Origin of the sequence: Nocardia takedensis NBRC 100417 (assembly GCF_000308695.1) — a bacterium.
Classification (GTDB): Bacteria; Actinomycetota; Actinomycetes; order Mycobacteriales; family Mycobacteriaceae; genus Nocardia; species Nocardia takedensis.
In genome coordinates, this window is record NZ_BAGG01000252.1 from 15008 (window position 1) to 34890 (window position 19883).

General features: G+C 69.6%; 24 protein-coding genes and 1 pseudogene. 11 read left to right on the forward strand and 14 right to left on the reverse strand.

Annotation, left to right across the window (positions count from 1 at the left end):
- Positions 1-48: 48 nt before the first annotated feature.
- Complete coding sequence (locus ON30_RS30660; protein WP_040713161.1) at positions 49-1200, reverse strand: DUF418 domain-containing protein; 1152 nt, start codon at positions 1198-1200, stop codon at positions 49-51.
- A gap of 92 nt (positions 1201-1292) precedes the next feature.
- On the opposite strand from ON30_RS30660, the gene ON30_RS30665 reads away from it, so the two are divergent.
- Positions 1293-1880 (forward strand): TetR/AcrR family transcriptional regulator, encoded by a 588-nt coding sequence (locus ON30_RS30665; protein WP_040713189.1) that lies wholly within the window; start codon positions 1293-1295, stop codon positions 1878-1880.
- Between the two features lie 41 nt (positions 1881-1921).
- Here ON30_RS30665 and ON30_RS30670 read toward each other — a convergent pair whose 3' ends face one another.
- A complete protein-coding gene (locus ON30_RS30670) occupies positions 1922-2905 on the reverse strand; it encodes a helix-turn-helix transcriptional regulator (RefSeq protein WP_040713162.1) in 984 nt (327 codons plus the stop codon).
- Between the two features lie 92 nt (positions 2906-2997).
- Here ON30_RS30670 and ON30_RS30675 point away from each other — a divergent pair, with 92 nt between their 5' ends.
- The 3 genes from ON30_RS30675 (at position 2998) to ON30_RS30685 (ending at position 4771) form a co-directional block, all read left to right on the forward strand.
- The gene (locus tag ON30_RS30675) at positions 2998-3636 is read left to right on the forward strand and encodes a TIGR03086 family metal-binding protein (RefSeq protein ID WP_040713163.1); all 639 of its coding nucleotides are present in this window, start codon (positions 2998-3000) and stop codon (positions 3634-3636) included.
- A 153-nt stretch (positions 3637-3789) separates the two neighbouring features.
- Complete coding sequence (locus ON30_RS30680) at positions 3790-4299, forward strand: hypothetical protein (RefSeq protein ID WP_040713164.1); 510 nt, start codon at positions 3790-3792, stop codon at positions 4297-4299.
- A 40-nt stretch (positions 4300-4339) separates the two neighbouring features.
- On the forward strand, positions 4340-4771 hold the full coding sequence (locus ON30_RS30685; RefSeq protein ID WP_040713165.1) for a TIGR03618 family F420-dependent PPOX class oxidoreductase: 432 nt from the start codon (positions 4340-4342) through the stop codon (positions 4769-4771).
- Here the strand turns inward: ON30_RS30685 and ON30_RS30690 are convergent.
- A complete protein-coding gene (locus ON30_RS30690; protein ID WP_051030194.1) occupies positions 4747-5496 on the reverse strand; it encodes a TetR/AcrR family transcriptional regulator in 750 nt (249 codons plus the stop codon). The two genes, ON30_RS30685 and ON30_RS30690, sit on opposite strands and share 25 nt — an antisense overlap.
- Before the next feature lie 114 nt (positions 5497-5610).
- On the opposite strand from ON30_RS30690, the gene ON30_RS30695 reads away from it, so the two are divergent.
- Positions 5611-6783, forward strand: coding sequence for an FAD-dependent monooxygenase (locus ON30_RS30695; RefSeq protein ID WP_040713166.1), 1173 nt, complete (start codon positions 5611-5613; stop codon positions 6781-6783).
- On the opposite strand, the gene ON30_RS30700 is transcribed toward ON30_RS30695, so the two are convergent.
- Complete coding sequence (locus ON30_RS30700) at positions 6759-7409, reverse strand: TetR/AcrR family transcriptional regulator (RefSeq protein ID WP_051030195.1); 651 nt, start codon at positions 7407-7409, stop codon at positions 6759-6761. The genes ON30_RS30695 and ON30_RS30700 overlap by 25 nt on opposite strands.
- Before the next feature lie 164 nt (positions 7410-7573).
- On the opposite strand from ON30_RS30700, the gene ON30_RS30705 reads away from it, so the two are divergent.
- Both ON30_RS30705 and hpnE read left to right on the forward strand, forming a co-directional pair.
- Positions 7574-7909 (forward strand): helix-turn-helix domain-containing protein, encoded by a 336-nt coding sequence (locus ON30_RS30705; RefSeq protein ID WP_040713167.1) that lies wholly within the window; start codon positions 7574-7576, stop codon positions 7907-7909.
- A gap of 100 nt (positions 7910-8009) precedes the next feature.
- Positions 8010-9419: a hydroxysqualene dehydroxylase HpnE gene (hpnE, locus tag ON30_RS30710; protein ID WP_051030196.1), complete on the forward strand. Its 1410-nt coding sequence runs from the start codon at positions 8010-8012 to the stop codon at positions 9417-9419.
- Positions 9420-9449: 30 nt separating this feature from the next.
- Here the strand turns inward: hpnE and ON30_RS30715 are convergent, their stop codons facing one another.
- The 8 genes from ON30_RS30715 to ON30_RS40270 form a co-directional block, all read right to left on the reverse strand.
- A complete protein-coding gene (locus ON30_RS30715; protein ID WP_040713169.1) occupies positions 9450-10148 on the reverse strand; it encodes a bleomycin resistance protein in 699 nt (232 codons plus the stop codon).
- Positions 10149-10289: 141 nt separating this feature from the next.
- Positions 10290-10946 (reverse strand): TauD/TfdA dioxygenase family protein, encoded by a 657-nt coding sequence (locus ON30_RS30720; RefSeq protein WP_040713172.1) that lies wholly within the window; start codon positions 10944-10946, stop codon positions 10290-10292.
- A 41-nt stretch (positions 10947-10987) separates the two neighbouring features.
- Positions 10988-12178, reverse strand: coding sequence for an acyl-CoA dehydrogenase family protein (locus ON30_RS30725; RefSeq protein WP_051030197.1), 1191 nt, complete (start codon positions 12176-12178; stop codon positions 10988-10990).
- A 605-nt stretch (positions 12179-12783) separates the two neighbouring features.
- A complete protein-coding gene (locus ON30_RS30730) occupies positions 12784-13032 on the reverse strand; it encodes a hypothetical protein (protein ID WP_085999438.1) in 249 nt (82 codons plus the stop codon).
- 214 nt (positions 13033-13246) lie between these two features.
- Complete coding sequence (locus ON30_RS36605) at positions 13247-14014, reverse strand: class I SAM-dependent DNA methyltransferase (RefSeq protein ID WP_051030198.1); 768 nt, start codon at positions 14012-14014, stop codon at positions 13247-13249.
- A 366-nt stretch (positions 14015-14380) separates the two neighbouring features.
- Positions 14381-15535 (reverse strand): phosphotransferase, encoded by a 1155-nt coding sequence (locus ON30_RS30740; RefSeq protein WP_040713173.1) that lies wholly within the window; start codon positions 15533-15535, stop codon positions 14381-14383.
- A 30-nt stretch (positions 15536-15565) separates the two neighbouring features.
- Entirely contained in the window at positions 15566-16213 is a 648-nt protein-coding gene (locus ON30_RS30745) for a TetR/AcrR family transcriptional regulator (RefSeq protein ID WP_051030199.1), read from the reverse strand.
- 32 nt (positions 16214-16245) lie between these two features.
- A complete protein-coding gene (locus ON30_RS40270) occupies positions 16246-16752 on the reverse strand; it encodes a TetR/AcrR family transcriptional regulator (protein WP_051030200.1) in 507 nt (168 codons plus the stop codon).
- Position 16753: 1 nt separating this feature from the next.
- On the opposite strand from ON30_RS40270, the pseudogene ON30_RS41510 reads away from it, so the two are divergent.
- From ON30_RS41510 to ON30_RS30765, 3 genes and pseudogenes are all read left to right on the forward strand, one after another.
- A pseudogene (locus ON30_RS41510) lies at positions 16754-16978 on the forward strand (MFS transporter); the annotation flags it as partial.
- Positions 16979-17131: 153 nt separating this feature from the next.
- The gene (locus tag ON30_RS40450; protein ID WP_174387613.1) at positions 17132-17629 is read left to right on the forward strand and encodes an MFS transporter; all 498 of its coding nucleotides are present in this window, start codon (positions 17132-17134) and stop codon (positions 17627-17629) included.
- 232 nt (positions 17630-17861) lie between these two features.
- Positions 17862-18194, forward strand: a complete 333-nt coding sequence (locus ON30_RS30765; protein WP_040713176.1) for a DUF732 domain-containing protein — start codon at positions 17862-17864, stop codon at positions 18192-18194.
- A 90-nt stretch (positions 18195-18284) separates the two neighbouring features.
- On the opposite strand, the gene ON30_RS30770 is transcribed toward ON30_RS30765, so the two are convergent.
- Entirely contained in the window at positions 18285-18809 is a 525-nt protein-coding gene (locus tag ON30_RS30770; protein WP_040713177.1) for a YbhB/YbcL family Raf kinase inhibitor-like protein, read from the reverse strand.
- A gap of 83 nt (positions 18810-18892) precedes the next feature.
- Here ON30_RS30770 and ON30_RS30775 point away from each other — a divergent pair, with 83 nt between their 5' ends.
- Positions 18893-19324, forward strand: a complete 432-nt coding sequence (locus ON30_RS30775; protein WP_040713178.1) for a MarR family winged helix-turn-helix transcriptional regulator — start codon at positions 18893-18895, stop codon at positions 19322-19324.
- Between the two features lie 161 nt (positions 19325-19485).
- Here ON30_RS30775 and ON30_RS30780 read toward each other — a convergent pair.
- Positions 19486-19883: hypothetical protein (locus ON30_RS30780; RefSeq protein WP_157183964.1), on the reverse strand; the 398-nt coding region annotated here is incomplete at its 5' end.

Sequence of the window (19883 nt, forward strand, 5' to 3'; positions counted from 1 at the left end):
GTCCATGTGCCGGATTCCAGGGTGACCCGAGCGCGGATCTCGGGACCGTCACCGGGGCGCGGTGGTTCGGGCGGGTCCCGCCAGGGCGAGATAGGCGCGGTGCCAGAGCCATTCCAGCGGGCCGCGGGCGAAGCGGCGCGACCAGATCCGTGTTCCGGCGATCAGCGCGGCGACGATGGCGAGATAGAGCGCGACCGTCACGGGAACGACCGTGGACCCGTCGAGTTCGTCGGCCAGCCCGAGTCCCCATCCGTAGCAGAGCGCGCCCGCGAGAGCGTTCTGGAAGACGTAGCAGCTCAATGCCATTCGTCCGATCGGGGCGAGTGATCGTCCGAGTCGGCCCGGTTCGCGACCGTCCGCCCAGTAGCCCGCGATCCAGGCCAGGATGCCCGCCGCGACGAGTGGCGCGAATCCGTAGCGGCCGAGGATCAGTCCTGATGCTCCGCCGAACAGGCCGGCGGCCAGATCCAGCGGGAGTGCGAGGCCGAACCCGACGATCATCAGGCGTCGACGCAGTAGCGCGCCCGCGGGTTCGAGGATTCCGGCGCGCAGCAGTGCCGCGCCGCCGAGGAACAGGGCGATCGACATCGGGAGGATGAGGACCACTTCCGCGCGGAACGCGGGCAGGTGTTCGGTGCGGAAGACGACGAGGTCCAGGAACGAACCGTCGGCGTAGGGGTTGGGGTCCAGGGGGCGTCCGCCTCGGGGTGGCGCGGTACTCAGCGCCCAGACCAACAGCGCGAGCAGAGCGAGGTGGATGGCCGCCGCCAAGCCGAGGGCGACGAACTGGCGGCGGAGTCGCATGGTCAACAGATAGGCGACGATCAAGCCGGTCACCGCGTAGCCCATGAGCACGTCGAATTCGGCGAAGAGGAAGTAGTTGAGCAGGCCGTCGAGGAACAGCAGCGCGGCCCGCCAGGGATACCGACCCGGCCACCCGTGGTCGCGCCGCCGCGCCGACCGCTGCTGGATGGCCAGTCCGATGCCGAACATGAGGGTCAGCAGGCCGAGGAATTTGCCCTGTGCCAGTTGCTGGAGCACCGCTTCGACGGCCGACCAGGCCCCGGTCGCCCGGTGGGTTCCTTCCAGATAGCCCACCAGCCCTTCGGCATTGGTGAAGATCCAGATGTTGGTCGCGAGCGTGCCGAGGATCGCGACGCCGCGCGCCACGTCCAGACCGTGATGTCTGCTGCTGCTCATGGGCGCTCCCCGCTCTGCTCGTCCCTTGTGTTAGCGCGAGCGTGTTACCAAGACTCGCGTTCAAAGTAGCACAGGTGGGCTACCATGACGCGGTGCCCAGGCTCATCGACCAGTCCGCCCGTCGCGCCGAGATCGCCGAGGCGCTGTGGCGGATCGTGCTGCGCGACGGCGCGAGCGGCATCTCGATCCGGGAGGTGGCCGCCGAGGCCGGAATCGCCACCGGCTCACTGCGTCACGTCTTCGCGACGAAAGAGGATCTGCTCGATTTCTCGATGCGCCTGGTCTACGAACGCGCGGCCGAGCGCATCGCCGCGCACGCGGGAATCGCCGAGCCGATGGCGCGGGCGGAAGCGATGCTCGCCGAAGTGATCCCGCTCGACGACGAACGCCGTGTCGAGATGCGCGTGAACCTGGCGCTGATCACCGAATCCGTCGCGCATCCTCGACTCGCGCAGGCCGCCGCGCAAGCGCACGACGGTCTGCGGGCGCTGTGCCGTCGAACGGTGCTCGATCTCCTCGGCGACGGCCCGCGCGTCGCCGAACGCGACATCGACTACGAGGCAGTGCGATTGCACGCGCTCATCGACGGTCTCGCGATGCACCTGCTGCTCACCGCGACCGAGTCGCCCGCCGCGGTACGCCGCCTGGTCCGCACCCACCTCGAGGGTCTGATGGGTTAGCCGCCGTTCGAAATACCGCTGCGGAACAGGATGATTCGCGCTCAGGTGTGGAGCGGGGGAGCGCTCGTCGTGGATTCGGCGTAGCGTCGGGCCAGGGTGCGCAGGTGCTCCACCAGTTCCGGCGGCTCATCGACGCGGAAGTCCATCATCAGCATGCTCAGGTAGACGGCGATGGTCTCGAGGGCGTCCGCGCCGGTGAGCAGGGTGCAGGTGTGCTCGTCGACCGGTTCCACGACGCCGACGGCCGGATTGATGCGCTCGATCACCGTCCGGGCGGGTGCGAGGACCGTGACCCGCGCCTGGACCTTCCATCCCGCGCCTGCGATGTCGCGCATGACGAAGGCGACCGGATCGTCACCGGGCAGTGTGCGCGCGGCGAAACGTCGGTGCGCGGGTCGCGCGGTCGCGATGCCCGCCACACCGAGGGCCCGCCAGGTGTGGGTGTCGAGCAGGTAGGCGGCCAGATACCAGCGGCGCTGCCAGTTGATCAACTGGTAGGGCTCGACCTCGGTCTCCTCGGCGTCGGCGACGCGGATTCGTACGGTCGCGCGGTCGCGGATGGCGTTGGCCAGGGTCAGCAGCACCTCGGCGGTCACCGGCGCGTCGGGCTCGCGCGACCCGGTGGTGGCGGGCCCGATCTCCGTCGCGGCGCGCAGCGCGGTCACCTTGTGCTGCAACCGTTTCGGCAGGATCGATTCGAGTTTGGTCAGTGCCCGCCGCACCGGGGCGCGGATGTCGGCGAGGCCGGTGGCGCCGTCCTCGGCGAGTCCGACCGCCACCGCGACCGCCACGGCCTCCTCGTCGTCGAGCAGCAACGGCGGCATGGTCGAGCCGCGTCCCAGGCGATAGCCGCCGGTTGAACCACGGGCGGCGTGCACCGGGTAACCGAGTTCGCGCAGGCGTTGTACGTCGGCGCGCAGGGTGCGGTCGGTGACGCCGAGTCGCTCGGCGAGTTCGCGTCCGGAATAGGACCGGTCCTGCAACAGCGACAGCAATCGCAACACCCGGGTTGTGGTCTGCGCCACAGTGCACCTCGAATCCATTAGGAAGGAAACCAGCCTAATGGCCGCATAGGCTCGTGTCATCGAGAAGCCGAGAACACCGGAAAGGCCCTGATATGACCACCATTTCCCCGCTGTCCACCGTCTGGCGCACCGTCCTCGCCGACTCCTACCGGGCGCTGTCGCAGACCGTCGCCGTCGTGCGGCCCGACCAGTGGACGCTGCCGACGCCCTGCGCCCGGTGGAATGTCACGCAGGTGATCCAGCACGCCGCGGGCGACCAACTCGCCTACGCCGCCGCGCTCGGCCTCGGCGCGGGACCCGCCTACGACCCGTTCGATCCCTCCGGCAGCATCGAGGGCACTTCCCCCGCCGACCTGGTCCGCGACGCACTCGAACTCACCGCCACCGCCTGGGCGACCGTCGCGGACACCACCGCGACCGTGCCCACCCCGCTGCCGCACGGCGACCTGCCGACCGCCGTCGCCGCCGTCCTGAGCGCCCTCGACGCCGCCGTGCACGCGTGGGACATCGCCGTCGCCACCGGCAACCCGTCCCCGCTGACCGAGGACCTGTCGACCCACCTGCTCACCGCCGCCCGCACCGTCGCCGCGGCCCCCGGCGGCGGCGAAGCCGAGATCGTGGAACCGCTGCGCCGCTGGGGCGCCTACGCCGAGATCCTCGACCCCGAATCCGGCGACGGCCCGACCGAACACCTCCTGCGTTACCTCGGCCGCGACCCGCGGGTGGCATGAGTGTTGTCGCCCAACGGATTACGGGGACGTTGGGCGCGGATCACACGGTCATGTGATACCCGGGCGCGGCCCCGTGGCGGCCCTGCCGGGGCGGCGATGGAACAATCACGAGCGGCAGTGGGGCCGACAGCGAGGGATTCGGGGGGCGTACTGATGTCGAGTGGCGTCGCGAGATTCGTGTGGGCGGCGGCGGTCACGGTCGCGGCCGTGCTCTACTTCTGCGGCGTCCTCAACCTGGGGTGGCGTCTCGGGCAACTCGTGGACAACGAGGCCGTGGCGATGCTGTCCTTCCCGGCGAGCATTCTCCTCGCGTTGATGTCGTGGCCGCTGCTTTTGCGCGCGGCCTGGCGTGCGCGACGGGGATATCTCCGACGGACAGCCACGGCGGTGACCGGAACGGTCGTGGCCTCGAGCCACCGGAAGGTCTGGCGAAGCAGTGCGTTCGATCTGCATTCGGTGCGGATCGAGGTCGCGTTCGCCCACCCGACGACCGGCGCGAACCACCGCCTGTCGAAGGACTTCGCGTTCACGCAGTTCCGTGCGCGCCGGGCAAGAGAGTTGCACGCTCGATCCGCGCCGGGCGCCTCGGTGCCGATACTGGTACACGGCCCGACCGCGGCCCTCGACATCCCGCAGCGTCCGGCTTGCCTCGACATCTGGTGACTGCGGGAATAACGCTGGGGGACACGGTGTTCGAAGGCCCATGCCGAAACCTTTCACCGAAGCCGAGAGCCAGGAATTCCTCGCGGGCAAGCATGTCGCGGTATTGGCCGTGGCGGCTTCCGATGGACGTCCGCCGGTGGCCGTCCCGATCTGGTACGACTACGCCCCGGGCGGTGACATCAGGATCAATACCGGTAGCGGGCATCGCAAGACCCGGCTGATCCGGGAGGCCGGGGCCGTGACGGTCACGGTGCAGCGCGAGGATCTGCCGTACCAGTACGTGACGGTGGAGGGCACGGTGGTCGACGCGCTCACGCCTTCGCCGCTGGATGCCCGCACCGCGATCGCGACCCGCTATCTCGGCCCGGACGGCGGCCGCGAGTTCACCGAGCACAGCGACGGCAGCGCCTCGGTGCTGTTCGTCATCCGGCCCGATCGGTGGGTCGGTCAGGATTTCTCCAGCGATCTGTGATCTGACGGGGGCGCCTGCATCCGGGTGATGTGGGCGCCCAATCCGTCGAGGATGCGGTCGATGCCGAAGGCGAGCGCCCCGACGCCGCCCGCGGCGGCCCCGGCTTCCGCGAACGCCGCGCTGGCCACGGGGTAGCGCTCGGCCGCCACTTCGCGCATCTGCGCCAGTTGCGCCGCGATCCGTTCCTGGAATTCCTGCGCTCCCGTCGCGACGACCTGTTGGACCAGGCTGCGCGCGTGCCCCGCCAGCAGGGCGATGGTGTCGAGCCGTTCGGCCGTGCTGAGTCCGGTGTCGGCCAGCGCCAGCAGCGCCAGCTCCATCCAGGCCATCTCGTTCGGCCCGATCGCTCGCGCGCCGACCGCCAGTTCCAGCCCCCACGGGTGCGCGCCGAACCGTTCGTGCAGCGTCTCGCACCAGCGGCGCAGCGGGGTGCGCCACGGCTCGTTCGCCTCGGGGTCGGGGGCGAGATCCGGGGGCGCGCCCAGCGCCGAGTCCAGCATCAGCGCGGTGAGTTCGGCTCGGCCGGGCACGTAGCGGTACAGCGACATCTTGGTGAAGCCGAGTCGTTCGGCCAGCCGCTGCATCGACAAGTTGGCGAGTCCGTCCGCGTCGGCGAGCGCGATGGCCTCCGCGACGATGCCGTCGAGTGTCAGCGCCGGTTTGGGGCCGCGTCTGGGTGGCCGCGGCACACCCCACAGCAGGTCGACGGTGGTCGGTGCCGCCATGGCCGAATCCTTTCCGCGCGCTCTTGACTCCGAAACTGTGTCTACCATACGCTGATTTGTGTCCGGCGGAAACAGAATCCACCGGACGCAGATAATTGGCTTCAGGAGGCCCTCGTGCGCACCAAGAACGTCCTCATCTCCGGCGCGGGCATCGCCGGCCCCGCGCTGGCCCATTGGCTCGACCGCTACGGCTTCACGGTGACGGTCGTCGAACGCGCCCCGGCGTTGCGTCCCGGCGGACAAGCCGTCGATTTCAAAGGCGCGACCCACCGGACCGTGCTCGAACGCATGGGCGTGTGGGAGCGGGTGTGCGCCCGCCGCACGGGAACCACCGACACCGTCTTCGTGGACGAGAACGGCGCGCGTCTGGCGTTCCTGTCCGGCGATTTCACCGGTGGCGACGTCGAGATCCCGCGCGGTGACCTGTCCCGGATCCTGTACGAGCTCACCGAAGAGCGCTGCGAGTACGTCTTCGGCGACGCCGTCGCCGCGCTGACCGACACCGGGGACGGCGTGCGGGTGGAATTCGAGCGCGGCGCCCCGCGCACCTTCGACCTGGTCTTCGGCGCGGACGGCATCCATTCGCGGGTGCGCCGCCTCGCCTTCGGCCCCGAACGCGACTTCGTCGAACATCTCGGCCACTACTACTGCGTGGCGGGAGCGAGTCCGTGGGAGGCGGCCTCGCGGGAACGGGTGACCGCCTTCGGCTACAACGCGCCGGGACGACTGGCGGTCAGCGGCGGGCCGAAAGCGCAGCAGTTCTATCTCTTCGCCGGATCGGAGCGGGATTTCCCGCGCGAGGATCTCGCGGCCCAGCGCCGCTTGGTCGCCGACGCCTACGCGGGCCTGGGCTGGGAGATCCCGCGCATGCTGGCGGAGACGGCGACCGCCGACGACTTCCATCTGGACTCGCTCGGTCGGGTGCGCATGTCCGGCTACACCAGGGGACGCGTGGCGCTCGTCGGTGACTCCGCCTACGGAAACACCCTGGGCGGGTTCGGCACCGGCCTCGCCGTCGTCGGGGCGTATGTGCTCGCGGGTGAACTCGCAATGGCCGGTGGGGAGTACGCGGTCGCTTTCGCCGAGTACGACCGGATCATGCGCCGCTACGCCAGGATCGCCGGACGGAGCAACGCGGGCCGGTTCCTGGCTCCGAAAACGGCCCGCGGCATCGTATTCCGCAATCGTTTCCTCGGATCGCGGCTGTGGAAGCTCATGCTGAAGTACTCCGACGACGCGAGCACGGATATCGCGTTGCGCGACTATCCGGTTCCGGCCCCGCGCTGAGGCTCGTCGGGGGCGCGAGGTGTGCGGCGTTGGCCGCGCAGCGCCGGACCGACCCAGCGGCGGATGAACGCCTTCATCTCCTCCTGATCGCGCGGCGGCGTCGACGGGTACTGGAGCAGGGACAGGAACAGGCGCAACAGCACCTCGGCGAAATCGGCCACATCGTCGTCGTCGAATCCGAAACCGGCCCAGTCCACGGGCAGCCGATACATCGACTGCCTGCTCAGACTCAGCGCGTTGGTCGAGGTCGCGCCGCGGGCGAAGATGTCGGCCTCGCCGGTCTGCAACAGCAGTCCCACCGTGGGATCGGTCGGGACGTTGGTCAGCGCGAAGAACAGTGCCTCGATGATCGCGTCCTCGGGATCGGTGATCCCTTCGATGTGGGCCTCCACCCGATCGAGGAAGTCGTTGGTGCCCGCCTCGCCGACCGCGGCGAGCAACTCGAGGGCACTCGGGTAGTAGCGGTAGACGGTCTGCCGGGTGACCCCCAATTCGGCGGCGACATCCGACAGCGAGGTCTTGGCCGCCGACAGTCGCACGATGCACCGACGCGCGGCGGCGAGGATCCGTTCGCGCGCCTCGTCCTCGCTGCGCGGCGCGTCGCCCTGCCACCCACGAGCCCTCATGCGCTGGTCTCCTGTTCTCGGACGAGTGTGGCGTCCCGCTGGTGAACCACCGGCAAATCCGTGGCATCGACTGCTTGCGGACCCACCTGTGCGGGGACGGTCGGCGAGAGTGTGCTGGATATCGACTCGCCTCCACACCAGACATACATTAGGACGCGATTTGTATGATCGTCCAGACCCGCGGCGCCACGTCGGTGCGACTGCGCACGCCGGCCGTGGTGCGGGCCGACGACGCCGCCCGCCACCTCGTCGACCCGCGGATCGGCGCCGCGCTGGCCGGGGACCGGACCCGCGGCGGCCCGCTGGCCGACACCATCCGCGCATTCGCCGCCGCCGACATGAACCTGCGCGAAGCGGCCGACGCCCTGCGCATCCACCACAACACCGCCAAATACCGCCTCGGCCGCGTCCAGGAACTCACCGGTCGCAACGCCCGCAGCGTCAACGATCTGGTCGAACTCCTGGTCGCCATCGAACTGCACACCCCACCCGCCACCTAGGTGTTCGACACACTCTGTACAAGTGCGCTCCGGTGATGCGAGTATGACAAGCAATTCATCTCATTCATTCTCGTCTCGAACGATTGTCCGGGAGGTGCCGATGGGGCAGCAGGAATCCGCGCACATCCTGGTGGCGGGCGCGGGTCTGGCCGGATTGGCCACGGCGGTGTGGCTCGCGGAGGCAGGTCATCGGGTCACCCTGGTCGAGAAGCGGGGGCGGCTCGGCGGGCGCACCATCTCCTTCGAGGTGTCCGGCATCGAAGGCCGGGTCGACAACGGTCAACACCTGTTCGCGGGCTGCTACGACGCCTTGCTGCGCTACGTCGACACCATCGGCACGCGCGACGAGCTCCTTTGGGACACACCGCCTTTCGCGATCAAGACCGGGCCCGGCGAACTGCTGACCTTGCGCGCGCCGTCCTGGCTGCCGTCCGCGCTGCGCCGCGCTGTCGGATTGTCCTGGATGGTGTGGCCGCCCATTCCGTTGCGCGAACGCCCCGCCGCGCTGCGCACCTGGGCGCGGATCCTGCGCGCCTCGCGGCGTCCCACGCCGGAACTCGACGGTCTGACCGTCGACCGCTGGTTCAAGCAGATCGGCGCGCCGGAATCGTTGCGCGCGTTGGTACTCGACCAATTCGTCATCGGCCTGCTCAACGAGAGGACCGAGCGGGTGTCGGCCTCGATGTTCGTGCAGACCCTGCACTGGATCGGCAACCGGGCGCTGGCGGGCAACACCAGGGCCGGTGACGCGGTCTGGCCACGGGTGAGCCTGCACGAACTGTTCGTCGCGCCCGCCGAACGCTATCTGAAAGAGCGCGGCGGGGAGATTTTCGTCGGCAGCGGTGTCGGCGACATCGAGATCACCGACGACGGGCTCACCGGTGTCCGACTGTCCGACGGGCGCGTGATCGAGGTCGACGCGGCCGTGCTGGCGCTGCCGCCGTGGTCGCTGACGACGCTGCTCGATCGCGGACGTCTGGGGCAGTACGACCATTTCACGCCCGCGCGCAAGATCGAACCCGCGCCGATCTCGAGCGTCTACGTGTGGCTGGACCGTCCACTGCGGATGCGCAGGCTCGCGGAGAACCTGCGCGACACCACCATCGAATGGGTCTTCGACACCACGGGCATGCACGGTGAGAAGACCGAGGCGGGGCACTGCTATTCACTGGCCGTGAGCGCGTCGTGGGACGTCGTGCACCTGCCCAACGCCGAATTCACCGCGGCGGCACTGGAATCACTGGCCAAACACTATCCGGAGGTCGCCGAGGCCGAGGTGTTGCGCACCCACGTGATCCACCAACCGCAGGCGACGTTCTCCGCGCAACCCGGATTCGACGACCTGCGTCTGCCGCAGCGCACGCCGATCGAGGGCCTGTTCCTGGCCGGCGACTGGACCGACACCGGAATGCCCTCGACCATGGAAGCCGCCGTCGAGAGCGCGGTCCGCGCCGTGGACGCGGTGCGCGAATACCTGCGCGACCGCGTCCCGACCAGGACCGCCGACTAGCGGGCGCGGCGGCGGGTCGCCGTCGCCCGGTCATACCGTGCCCTCGAGTTCGGCCGCGCGCCGCAGGTCGTCGACCAGTTCCGGTCCGTCGACCCGTGCCGCGCGGACCCGGGCGAGCAGGTTGCGGGCCAGGTCCACTTCGCCGCGTCGGATCCCCACGTCGGCCCGCAACACCAGCAGTTTCACCAGTTGGACGGGGGTCGGTCGCTCATCGGTGCGCCCCAGGGCGCGGTCGAGGATCCGGACCGCCGCGTCCAGGTCCTGCTTGGAATCGGCGTACAGCGCACCCAGGTGCACGGCTCGCTCGAAGGTCGAGCGCGGCGCGGGCCGGTGCTCCTGGTCGTCGCTGATCCGCTGCGCGATCTGGAGGGTGTTCCCGCCGGGGTCGATCAGCAGGAACTGCCGCACCCCGTAGGTGGTGTCCTTCAGCGCACCGACCCGGGGGATACCTCCGGTGGGGACCGCGCCGAAGACCTCGGTCAACGCCTCGGTGAACACCGCGTACAGGTGGTCGACGTGGTCGGTGTCGACCAGACAGCCGTGCGTGCTCGCCGCCGGTTCGAAGGTCCGGTCCCCGTGGAAGTTCAGTTCGACCCCCCCGCGTCGCACGCTCAGGAACCGGTAGGGCTTGTCCTGGCGGTAGGTGATCTCGAACCCCAGCGCGGTGTAGAAGTCGGCTACCGGATCGATCGATCGGGCCCGCAACAGCGGAATCGTTTTCTCGGTCATCCACCCGACCGTAGGCAGCGCTCGGTGGCGTCGCACATAAGCGTGAGATGTCCGACTTTCGCTGGTGGAAAGCGAATCGGAGCTATCGGGAACGACCGGTGTCATCGGGCGGCGGCCCGGCCGCGCCCGATGCCGATAGGGTCAGGCGAAGAAGTCGAGTCGCTTCGCGGGTGTCACCTCGCTGTAGTGCGAGGCGTCGCCCGTGAGGGGCCTGCTGGGGGAGCCGTCGACGTTCACGGGGATGTCGCCGGCGAGGGTGATGCGGTGCAGTTCGCGTTCCTGGTCGCCGTAGTCCGCGATCCCGTAGTGCTGGGTGGCGCGGTTGTCCCAGATCGCGACGTCGCCGAGACGCCAGTGCCAGCGGAACGTGTTCTCCAGTCTGGTGATTCGCGCCTGCAACAACTGGAACAGGCTGTGGAACTCGGTGCTGCTCAGGTCGGGGAAGCTCTTCGCGAAATGGCCGAGCAGCAGGGCGCGTTCACCGGTTTCCGGATGCACCCGCACCACGGGGTGCAGCGTCTCGAATTCGGTGCTGGTGAATTCCTGGTACTGCGCGGGCTTGCCGCCGCGACCTCCGTCGAGGTGGTGCTGTTCGGTGAAGACGACCACTTTGTGGATCGCCAGGGCGAGCCGGATCGCTTCGACCTGCTCGGCGGGCAGATCCCCGCCGAGCCGTACTCCGCCGAGGCGCGCGCCGATGTGCTCACCGAGTCGGTCGACGGTGAGCCCGGCGTGGCGGTAGATCTTCGCGGCGGCCGCCTCGCGGTCCGCGCGGGTCTCGATCTGCGCGAGAGTCATTGTCGCTGTTCCTGTTCCGTCTGGATTTCGGAGGCCCGCGCTCACTCGCCGAGCAGGAAGTTGCCGATGTACTCCCGGACGCTGTCGCTGCTGGGCGGATGGAAACTCCCCGCGCGGACGTCGCGGTAGAGCCGCTCCAACTCGTTGCGGCGGTGGATGGAACCGCCGCCGCCGATCTCCAGGGCCAGATCCACGACCGTGCGCGCGGTGCGGGTGCCGCTCTCCTTCACGGCGAACAGCGCCAGCAGCAGGCGGTCGCCGAAGTCGTCGCCGCGGGCCAGGCGTTCGGTGATGTGATCGAGTTGCGCCGTGGCCGCCTCCAACGCCAATTCGGCCTCGGCCGCGTGGTAGCGCACATACGGTTTCCCGGCGACGGGGCGGTCGCCGAGGCTGAGCACGTTGCGGGTGCGCGCCGACTCGAGCGCGACGTCGACCGCGCGCCTGCCGATGCCGAGATAGACGTTGACCAGCGCGGGAATCGCCCACGGCAGGATCGAGGAGATGAACGGGCCGGGGGATTCGCCGCGTTCGTAGCTGTCGATCACGTGTTCCTCGGCGACGAACACGTTCGTCAACACGGTGTCGTGGCTCGCGGTCGCCCGCACGCCGAGGGTGTCCCAGGTCTCCACGGTGCGCACGCCTTCGCTGTGGCGCGGCACGAACGCGTGAATGATGCGCGGTTTGTCCGGGTCGCTCTCGTCGCGCGCGTGGATGCCCAGCCAGTCCCACGCGGGCGAGAGCGAGGTGAAGATCTTGTGCCCGGTGACGCGGTAGCCGCCCTCGACCCGCGTCGCGATCGTCGTGGAATCGTCGATGGCCAAGTCGTTTCCGCGCTCGCCGTGCCCGGCCGCGATGACCTTGCCCGCCGCGACCTCGTGCGCGAGCCAGTCCAGGGAACTGTCACCGGCGGCGATCCGGTCGGCCAGCGGGCCGGTCCAGTACAGGTGCATGTTGACGCCGAGCGCGGTGGCGGGCGCCCAGTAGGCCAGCGCGCGCTGGGCGCTGTTGAACTGCGGAAGCGTCCAGCCGAGACCGCCGTGGCTGACGGGAATGGCCGCACGCAGGTAGCCGATCTCCCGGAGTTCGTCGAGATCCTCGCTGAAGAAACGATTGTCGCGATCGTATTCCGGGGCGCGCCCGTGGAAACGACGCAGCAACTCTTCGGGCAGGACGCCGGGCGTCAGCACCTCCGCGACCGGTGGATCGATGGGCTCCACGGCGAGATCTGTCATGGTGCGGCTACTTTCGGGAAATGGGAAGGCCGTCGTGCGCCGCCCGGACCGTGGGCGACGCGGCAGGATCGACGGTAGGAGGGCGCGATGGCGGGCGGAAGACAATAAGTCAGCGAGAGTCCAACGCTGTCGCGACGGCACTGTCCGGCAACGCATCCCGGCCATCATGGCAACGGTCGTCCGCCGTGACGCCAGGTCCGGGCGCAGCGGGGCGGCCGCGGGAGATCCGTCGGGTCAGCGTGAGAATTCCGTACCGCGGAGCGGCATCGAGAACTGATCCGCGCTCAACGAGAATGCCCGCACCCTCCTGGACGGCGGAAACCACTCGAGGGCGGCGACAGCGACACCTGGCTGCACACCTACAACCACAGCGCCCTCGGCGGACGCCCGCCTGCCGGCCGCGTCCCCGACCTCTCAGGTCAGAACAGCTAGGTCTGTGCGGCGGCCCTGAGCAGGCTAGCCGTGGCGCGAATCGGAGGCAAACCAGGTCCGCGGCTGTTCCCGCGACCGTGCCGATCGACTGTGGGTCCGTATTCGTCCCGAGACGCGCGTTCGGCCCGCCTTCGAGGTACCTCGAAGGCGGGCCGAACCGGTACGCGGGGGTCCTACTGGCTGGGCTGGGGGACCTCGACGTGGCAATCGGCCTTCGGATTCGCGCCGAGGTAGTTGAGCGGTCCGGCGAGGATGGTGAGCGCGATGGTCCCGGTGCTCGCGCAGTTGGTCGGCGCGTCCTCGTAGTAGTCGCGCTGGGCTCCGGCGATGACGCCGATGAGGAGCCAGACGAGTACGATGACCCCGATCACGCTGGTGTTCCTGGAACCGCGGATCCGACGGCCGGTGGTGTGGGTTCGCATATCGACTCCTGAGTTGTGCCGACCGACCGTGGCGCTGACGGCGGCGGCCGTGTTTCCACGACCGTGGTGCAGCGCCGGCGTTCGTGCCGCTTCGAGCATGGGGCGGAGGGTGTTTCGCTGGTAGGCGCCCCTGGACTGGACATGGTCGGGTATGCCCGCTCCCCGCCCCCACAAACCCCTCTGTTTCAGGGCGTGGAGGTTCTGCGCGCGCGGGTCATCGGTCGCGCGGTGTCGGCCGACTTCGCGCGGACGGCGCGCACGAGATCGCCAGTGTGGTGGGGATGGTGCTGAACCACCGCTGGTAGTCGGTCCACTCGGCCGGCGGGATGTCGGTGTGCGGCAACGACGGCGGCTCGTGGATACCGGTGATGACCAACCCGTTCGCGATCGCGAGTTCGGCGTACCAGGACAGCGGGCGGTGGTAGTGGCGGTGGCCGCCGAACGATTCGATCCACCGTGTCTCCGGAGCCAGGTACCCGGTGACCTTCCGGTAGCGCTCCCCGTCGGGCCCTTCGTCGACGATGTCGCGGCTGAAGAAGGCCGGATGCAGGATCGAGAAGACGAACACGCCTCCGTCGCGCAGCGAACCGGCTACATCGGCGAACAAACGGTCCAGAACCGGGACGTCCATCAGCACCATGTGCGCCACGACCCGGTCGAATCGGCGCGCCGGGTCGGGCAGACCGAGCGTGAGGTCGTGCCCGCGGAATTCGATGTCGGGATACCGTGCTCGCGCGATCGCCAGCAGTCCGTCGCTACCGTCGATTCCCGTCACACGCGCCCCGGCCTGCCGCATCCGCTCCGCCAACCACCCGTGCCCACACCCGAGATCCAAGACGTCCAGACCGGAGACGTCGCCGAATTCGCCCCACAGGAACCCGTGAATCCGCCGATAGAAGCTGTCGCCCGGACCTGACACCGTCGCGGCATAGCTGTCGGCCACCGCGTCCCACAGTCGCAGATCCTCGGAACCATTCGTCACCCGAGAATCATGCCGGATCAGGCGACCAGGTCGTCGGGTTCGAAGGGGGCGAAGAAGACGCTCATGCCGTGGGGGGCGAGGGCGGTGCCGAGGGCGGTGAAGTCGAAGTGGTGGCGGGAGGCGGTGGCGACGGGGCGCAGCGCAACCAGCGTGGGATCGATGCCGTTGGGAAGCAGGCTGGTTCGGAGAAAGAGTTCGACGCAGTGGCGCAGGAAGTTGCGGCGCAGGGAATCGCGGGCCGCGCGGTCGTGGTCGCCGTCGTCGGCCGGCCACGCCGGCGTGGTCAGGTAGGTAGGGGATTCGCGCAGGTGGTCGCGTACTGGGTGAGCATGCGGCCCGCCGGAGCCCGCGGACCGCGAGGCGCGATCAGTCGGCGGAGATCAGGGTTTCGAGCAATTGGAAGCTGTCGTGTGCGGTGACACCGGCCACGGCCCGTTCCACTCCCACCCGCGACACCTCGAACGGTTGCATGCGTTCGCCCGCCTCGGCGGTGCACACGGCCGCGAGGAACAGTTCGGTCAGCGCCGCGCGGTAGAGCGTCCACTGCCGGTCGACATCCACCGGGATGCCCGCCGCCGCGAGTCGATCGGTGTAGCGCTGGACCAGCCCGCGCTCGATCGCGCGCAACAGGTCGGGTTCGACCGAGGCGCAGGCGAAGTAGGCCACATCGCGGATGCCGACGCCGCCGGAGGCGACCTGCCAGTCCAGGAATCCGGGGCCGGTGGGTTCGAAGAACAGGTTGCCCAGGTGGGGGTCACCGTGGGTCAGGGTGCGGGGTTGCCGCGCCCAGAAGGCGTCGATGTCGCCGCTGCGCAGGTAGAAGATCCGGCATCGGCGGGCGGTGTCCGAGGGAATGAGGTCGGCGGTGTGGCCGGTGATGCGGGCCAGGAAGCGGCGGCGCACCAGATCGCCGACCCGGATCTCGGTGGGGGAGCGGTGGGCCAGCGGACGCAGATCGGTGTCGAAACGGGCGCTGTCCCAGAACTGTCCGTGCAGATCGGCGAAGGCGTCGACGACCGCTTCGGCCTCGGCGCGCGTCACCGAGTCCACGACGGTGCGGAATTCGGCGGTGGGCGAGAGGTCTTCGAGCACCAGGACGCTGCGCCTGCGCCGCGTCTCGTACCGCGCCACGTGGCAGCGCGGCACCCGCACCGGAGGCTGTTCGCCCAGCGCCCGGTAGGCGAGGATTTCGCGGGCGCCGAGACGGAAGATGTTCATCAGCACGTGCTGGAGGTAGTCGCGCGGAAGCATTTTCAAGAACAGCTGTCGCGGTGCTCCGGTGTCGCCGTCCACTTCGATGCGAGCCCGCGCGGCGGTGCCGGAGTGCTGTGTCAGCACCCTTACGGCGGTGATCGTGCCGGGCGGCAGTCGCAGTGCCGAGTCCAGCCACGCCGGGGTCACTTCGTGGACGTGGCGGGGGAGGTCCGCGCCGAAGGGGATCGCGCGATCCAACCCCGCTCGGAGCGCTTCCTGGGTGGCCATCGCGAGACCCGATACGGTCAGCACTGTCTGCGGCGTCATGACGCCCTTTCGTGATCGGTGGCGGCGCCGTCAGTCGTGACGGTCGCCGGAAGCGTTCGGGGCGTGCGGTGTTCGGGGTTCGAGGCCGCGCAGGACGGTGGTCAGGTAGCTGTCGAGGACCGAGGCGCGCAGCGCCCGGGCGTCGGTGGTCGTGGTGAGCAGGCCGTAGAGGCCGAGCAGGAAGAACACCGCGCTGTGGTAGGGGTCCACCGCGAGTTCGGCCTCACCGGATTCGCCCGCGCGCTCGATGATCCCGGCCACCAGCACGATCACCGGATGTTCGCGCCATTCGTCGGTGAGCGGGCGGGTCGGGGAGAAGTGCACCGCGAGCAGATCCTTGAACAGGAGTTTGCCCAGTCGCTGTTCCAATGCGACGACGAGGGCGATCGTCTCGGCCAGCGCGGACGCCAGATCGCGCGGCGTGCGCAGGAATTCGGCGAGTTCGCGCGCGACGCGCGCCTCCTCGCTCGCCTCGAGTTCGAGCAGGACGTGTTCCTTGGTCGGGAAGTGGAAGTAGAAGGTGCCCCGCGCGACCTTCGCCTCGGCGACGATCGCGGCCAGATCGGCCTCGGCCATCCCGGTGCGCCGATACTCCGCGACCGCCGCGTCGAGCACCCGCTGCCTGGTCTCCAGGCGCTGCGCCTCCCGCCCGCGCGGTCGCTGCCGGATCTCGCTCATGCTCCGACTCCAGTCGATCGCACTGACATTTGTCAACCGTGCGGGGTGGCCGGAGCGGGGTCCGCGCCGTCGGCCCGTTGGGCGAGCAGCGAGATCGTGATCCGCCGCACGAGTTGGGCTTCGGTGTCCGCATCGGTCGGCCACAGCAGCAGCGACAGGATGGAGCGGATCAGCCAGACCGCCGTCACCGGGTCGCGGGGCGAGATCTCGGCCAACTCCGAGGCGACCCCGATCAACGCGGGCGACTGCGCGACCGCGGTCGCCGTGCGCGCGCTGTGGCCGGACCGGATGAAGGCCATCACCACCGGGTCGGCGCGCACCTCCCGCAGCGCGACGGTGAGCGCCGTGGACAGCCGCTCGGCCCCGGCCAGACCGGTCAGCGAATCCTGGATGACGGCGAGCAGGCGACCCGCCGATCGCGCCAAGACGGTTTCGCGCAGGTGCGTCGCGCCGCCGGTGTGCCGGTAGACCGTGGCCCGCGAACAGTGTGCGTGGCGGGCGACGGCGTCGACATCGAAGGCGTCGAAGCCCTCGCGCACGATCAGATCCGCCGCCGTGGCGCTGGTGGTGGCCTCGATGGCCGCGCTCTACACCGCGCTGGCCCCGATCGCGGTGGCCACCGGGGCCGACCACACCCAGACGGCCTGGATCGTCGACAGCTACACCTTGGTGCTGGCCTGCCTGGTCCTGCCCGCGGGCGCGCTCGGCGACCGCTTCGGCCGCAGGTTGCTGCTGCTGGTCGGCCTGGTGATCTTCGCGGCGGCCTGATCGGCTTGGTCGGTTCCGGCGTGCTGTTGCGGTGGTGGGCTTGGCAGTCGGTGTTCATCGGCATGGCCGCGGTGGACCGATCCGGCGATCCTCGTCGGATTCGCGGTCACCGCGATCGCCGCCGGCCTGTTCGTCGTGGTGGAACGGCGGGTGCGCGAACCACTGCTGGGCCTGCTGCTCATCACCGGGCAGCGCCCCGAGGACGGCTACGCCGGTTTCCTCGCGGCGCTGCTGGTCCTCAGCGTCGGCCTCGGCCTCGCGGCCGCGCCCGCCACCGCCGCCATCATGAACGACAGCCCGGCCGACAACCACGGCGTGTCCGCGGCCGTCAACGACGCGGCGCGTGAGATCGGCGCGGCCATCGGCATCGCGATCAGCGGAACCGTGCTCGCCTCCGGCTACCGGGCGGGCATCGACCCGGTCCTGCCGCGTCTGCCCGAACCCGTGCGCGGCCCGGTATCCCATTCCCTGGCCGCCACCACCGAATTCGCCGCGCAGGCAGGCCCCCAGGCCGATCCCGTCCTGGACCTGGCCCGCGTCGCCTTCGTCGACGGCATGCACCGCGCCGCGATCGTACTGGCCTGCATCAGCTTCGCCGGGGCGATCCTGCTCGGCGTCTGGGCTCCGGGCCCGCGCCGACGCCCCTGAGATCGGCTTCCGTTGTGTCGAAGGCCCGGTCGAGGCGTTCGATCGGGCGTTCTGGTGTGCCACCGTTCTCCCCGCGCTGGCGATCCCGGTGTGTCTGCTCCTGCCCGGTCGTGCGCCGGTTCCGCGCCGACGGGTGGGCGTGCGCAACCCCTTGGGTGGGTTCTGCGCGGTCGTCGATTGCGGGATCGTTTAGTCAACGCCGACAACGGCACCCGAGCCTTAGGAAGACATCATGAGCAACCGGAACCGCCTCCGCACCTCCGCGATCGCCTGCGCCGCGACGATCGTGGCACTGGGCAGCGCCGTGATCGGCGGCGCCGTCGCGACCGCCGACGCGGGCGCGGAGGGAACTTTCCTCGAGCAGATCAGCCTGACCGACGCCACCCTGCCGGGGAAGACGCCCGCCGAGATGGTCACCGCGGGCTATGCGACCTGCGCCCATCTGCGCGGCGGCGTGACGGTGCTCGACGAGATCGCCGCGGTCGAGCAGGTGTACCAGTTCGGCCAGGGCACGCTGTTCGTCAGCGCGGCCACGACCAACCTGTGCCCGGATTTCGCGGGCTGATCCGACCACGCCGCAGGCGGTGAATCCGCCGGCCCGCGACCAATTGATTCGGTGGTGGCACAGCGTGATTCACCGCCTGCGCGGTTTCTGTCAGGCCGAGGCGTCGCTCGTGCCGACGAGTACCGCCCGCCCCAGCGTGTGCGGGATCATCGAGATGTTGAGCAGTGCGAGCCCCGCCCCCTCGGGCAGTTCCAGACGGTCCACCGACAGCGCCGTCACACAGACGAACAGACGGTGGATGCCGGTTCCGGGCGGCGGCGCGACACCCGAATAGGCCGCCTGCCCGAGATCGTTGGTCAGCGTGACGGCTCCGACCGGCAGATCGGCCCCTCCGCTCGCTCCCGCATCGCTTTCGATGCCCGCCGTGGTGGCGGGCACGTCCTTGACCGCCCAGTGCCAGAGTCCGCCCGGGATCGGCGCATCGGCGTCGAACGCGGTGACGACGAGGCTGCGGGTGCCCTCGGGCAGACCCGACCAGGCCAGCGCGGGCGAGCGATTCGCCCCGGTGTCGGTGTTGTAGCAGGCCGCGGGCAACGGTCCGCCGTTGTCGAAATCGTCGCTGCGCAAGTCGAACTCGGCGGCGGGAAAGGCCAGTGCGTAGGGCTGGTAGGTCACTGCGGGGTCCTCCTGGACGGTGGTTGATATACAGCGTCGCTGTATATCTCGGAAAAGTACAGCGAGGCTGTATAGTTTGTCCAGTGGACGATGCCGACTACTCCGTGGCCGACGCCGAGCGACTCCGTCTCGTCGTCGGACGGTTCGTGCGTTGCGTGAGAAGTGTCGACACGATGCCCGCGGGGCAAGCCGCGGTGCTCGGTCACCTGCGCCGGGACGGGCCGTTGGCGATCGTCGCGCTCGCGGACCGCGAAGGAGTCCGCCACCAGAGCATGGCCCGCACGGTGCGCCTGCTCGCGGACCAGGCCCTGGTGGACCTGCGTCCCGACCCCGCCGACAAGCGCCGCGTCCTGGTGGCCCTGTCGGAGGACGGCAGCGCGCGACTCGACGACGAACGAACCAGCCGAGCCGACTGGATCGCCCGCGCGGCCCGGTCGGAACTGACCGATCGAGAACGCGCGGTCCTCAGACGCTTCCCCGCGGTCCTGGAGAAACTCCTCGCCGACGAAAAGTGAATCGGGGCGCGTCGGCCGCGGGAGACCGATCCGGCCGTGGTCCGGAAAAGGGGCCGAGCCAACGCGTTCGCGCTCGATATCGCCTTCGAACGTCGGCTCGGCCCGAACTCGCGCGGCCTCCGATCGCGCAGTCCGGAGAGCCGGCGTGAAGTGCCTGCTGGTCAGGGAGTGACGGTTCCCCTCAGCACGGCTTCCAGATATTCGGGGGCGATCAACGTGCAGTAGTGCGTGCCCTTGAACTCGTCCGGGACGAGCGGAACGCTCGCCGGAACGAACAGTGATTTCGACGGCAGGTGCAGCACCCCCTCGGCGTCCACGGTGGCGACCGGGAACTCGGCCAGCCAGGCCGGTCCGGACAGCACCGGGGTGTCGGGGTCGACGACGATCCTGTCCGGCGGATACGGGGAGGTCGCCCGCTGGGTCTCGGTGAGCGTGCGCGCGACCAGGTCCAGCGTCGTCCGGGTGACGGTGGCGCAGTCGGCTTCGGGCCCGGCGATGTCGGGACCGTACTCGCGGGTGAGCCGATCGGCCGACGCGCCTTTGCAGCGCACCTGCTTAG

Coding starts and splice junctions, on each gene's coding strand:
- ON30_RS30660 (WP_040713161.1), bottom strand. CDS start 1,200: ATGAGCAGCAGCAGACATCACGGTCTGGACGTGGCGCGCGGCGTCGCG.
- ON30_RS30675 (WP_040713163.1), top strand. CDS start 2,998: ATGACCACCATTTCCCCGCTGTCCACCGTCTGGCGCACCGTCCTCGCC.
- ON30_RS30680 (WP_040713164.1), top strand. CDS start 3,790: ATGTCGAGTGGCGTCGCGAGATTCGTGTGGGCGGCGGCGGTCACGGTC.
- ON30_RS30685 (WP_040713165.1), top strand. CDS start 4,340: ATGCCGAAACCTTTCACCGAAGCCGAGAGCCAGGAATTCCTCGCGGGC.
- ON30_RS30690 (WP_051030194.1), bottom strand. CDS start 5,496: ATGGCGGCACCGACCACCGTCGACCTGCTGTGGGGTGTGCCGCGGCCA.
- ON30_RS30700 (WP_051030195.1), bottom strand. CDS start 7,409: ATGAGGGCTCGTGGGTGGCAGGGCGACGCGCCGCGCAGCGAGGACGAG.
- ON30_RS30705 (WP_040713167.1), top strand. CDS start 7,574: ATGATCGTCCAGACCCGCGGCGCCACGTCGGTGCGACTGCGCACGCCG.
- hpnE (WP_051030196.1), top strand. CDS start 8,010: ATGGGGCAGCAGGAATCCGCGCACATCCTGGTGGCGGGCGCGGGTCTG.
- ON30_RS30715 (WP_040713169.1), bottom strand. CDS start 10,148: ATGACCGAGAAAACGATTCCGCTGTTGCGGGCCCGATCGATCGATCCG.
- ON30_RS30720 (WP_040713172.1), bottom strand. CDS start 10,946: ATGACTCTCGCGCAGATCGAGACCCGCGCGGACCGCGAGGCGGCCGCC.
- ON30_RS30725 (WP_051030197.1), bottom strand. CDS start 12,178: ATGACAGATCTCGCCGTGGAGCCCATCGATCCACCGGTCGCGGAGGTG.
- ON30_RS30730 (WP_085999438.1), bottom strand. CDS start 13,032: ATGCGAACCCACACCACCGGCCGTCGGATCCGCGGTTCCAGGAACACC.
- ON30_RS30740 (WP_040713173.1), bottom strand. CDS start 15,535: ATGACGCCGCAGACAGTGCTGACCGTATCGGGTCTCGCGATGGCCACC.
- ON30_RS30745 (WP_051030199.1), bottom strand. CDS start 16,213: ATGAGCGAGATCCGGCAGCGACCGCGCGGGCGGGAGGCGCAGCGCCTG.
- ON30_RS30765 (WP_040713176.1), top strand. CDS start 17,862: ATGAGCAACCGGAACCGCCTCCGCACCTCCGCGATCGCCTGCGCCGCG.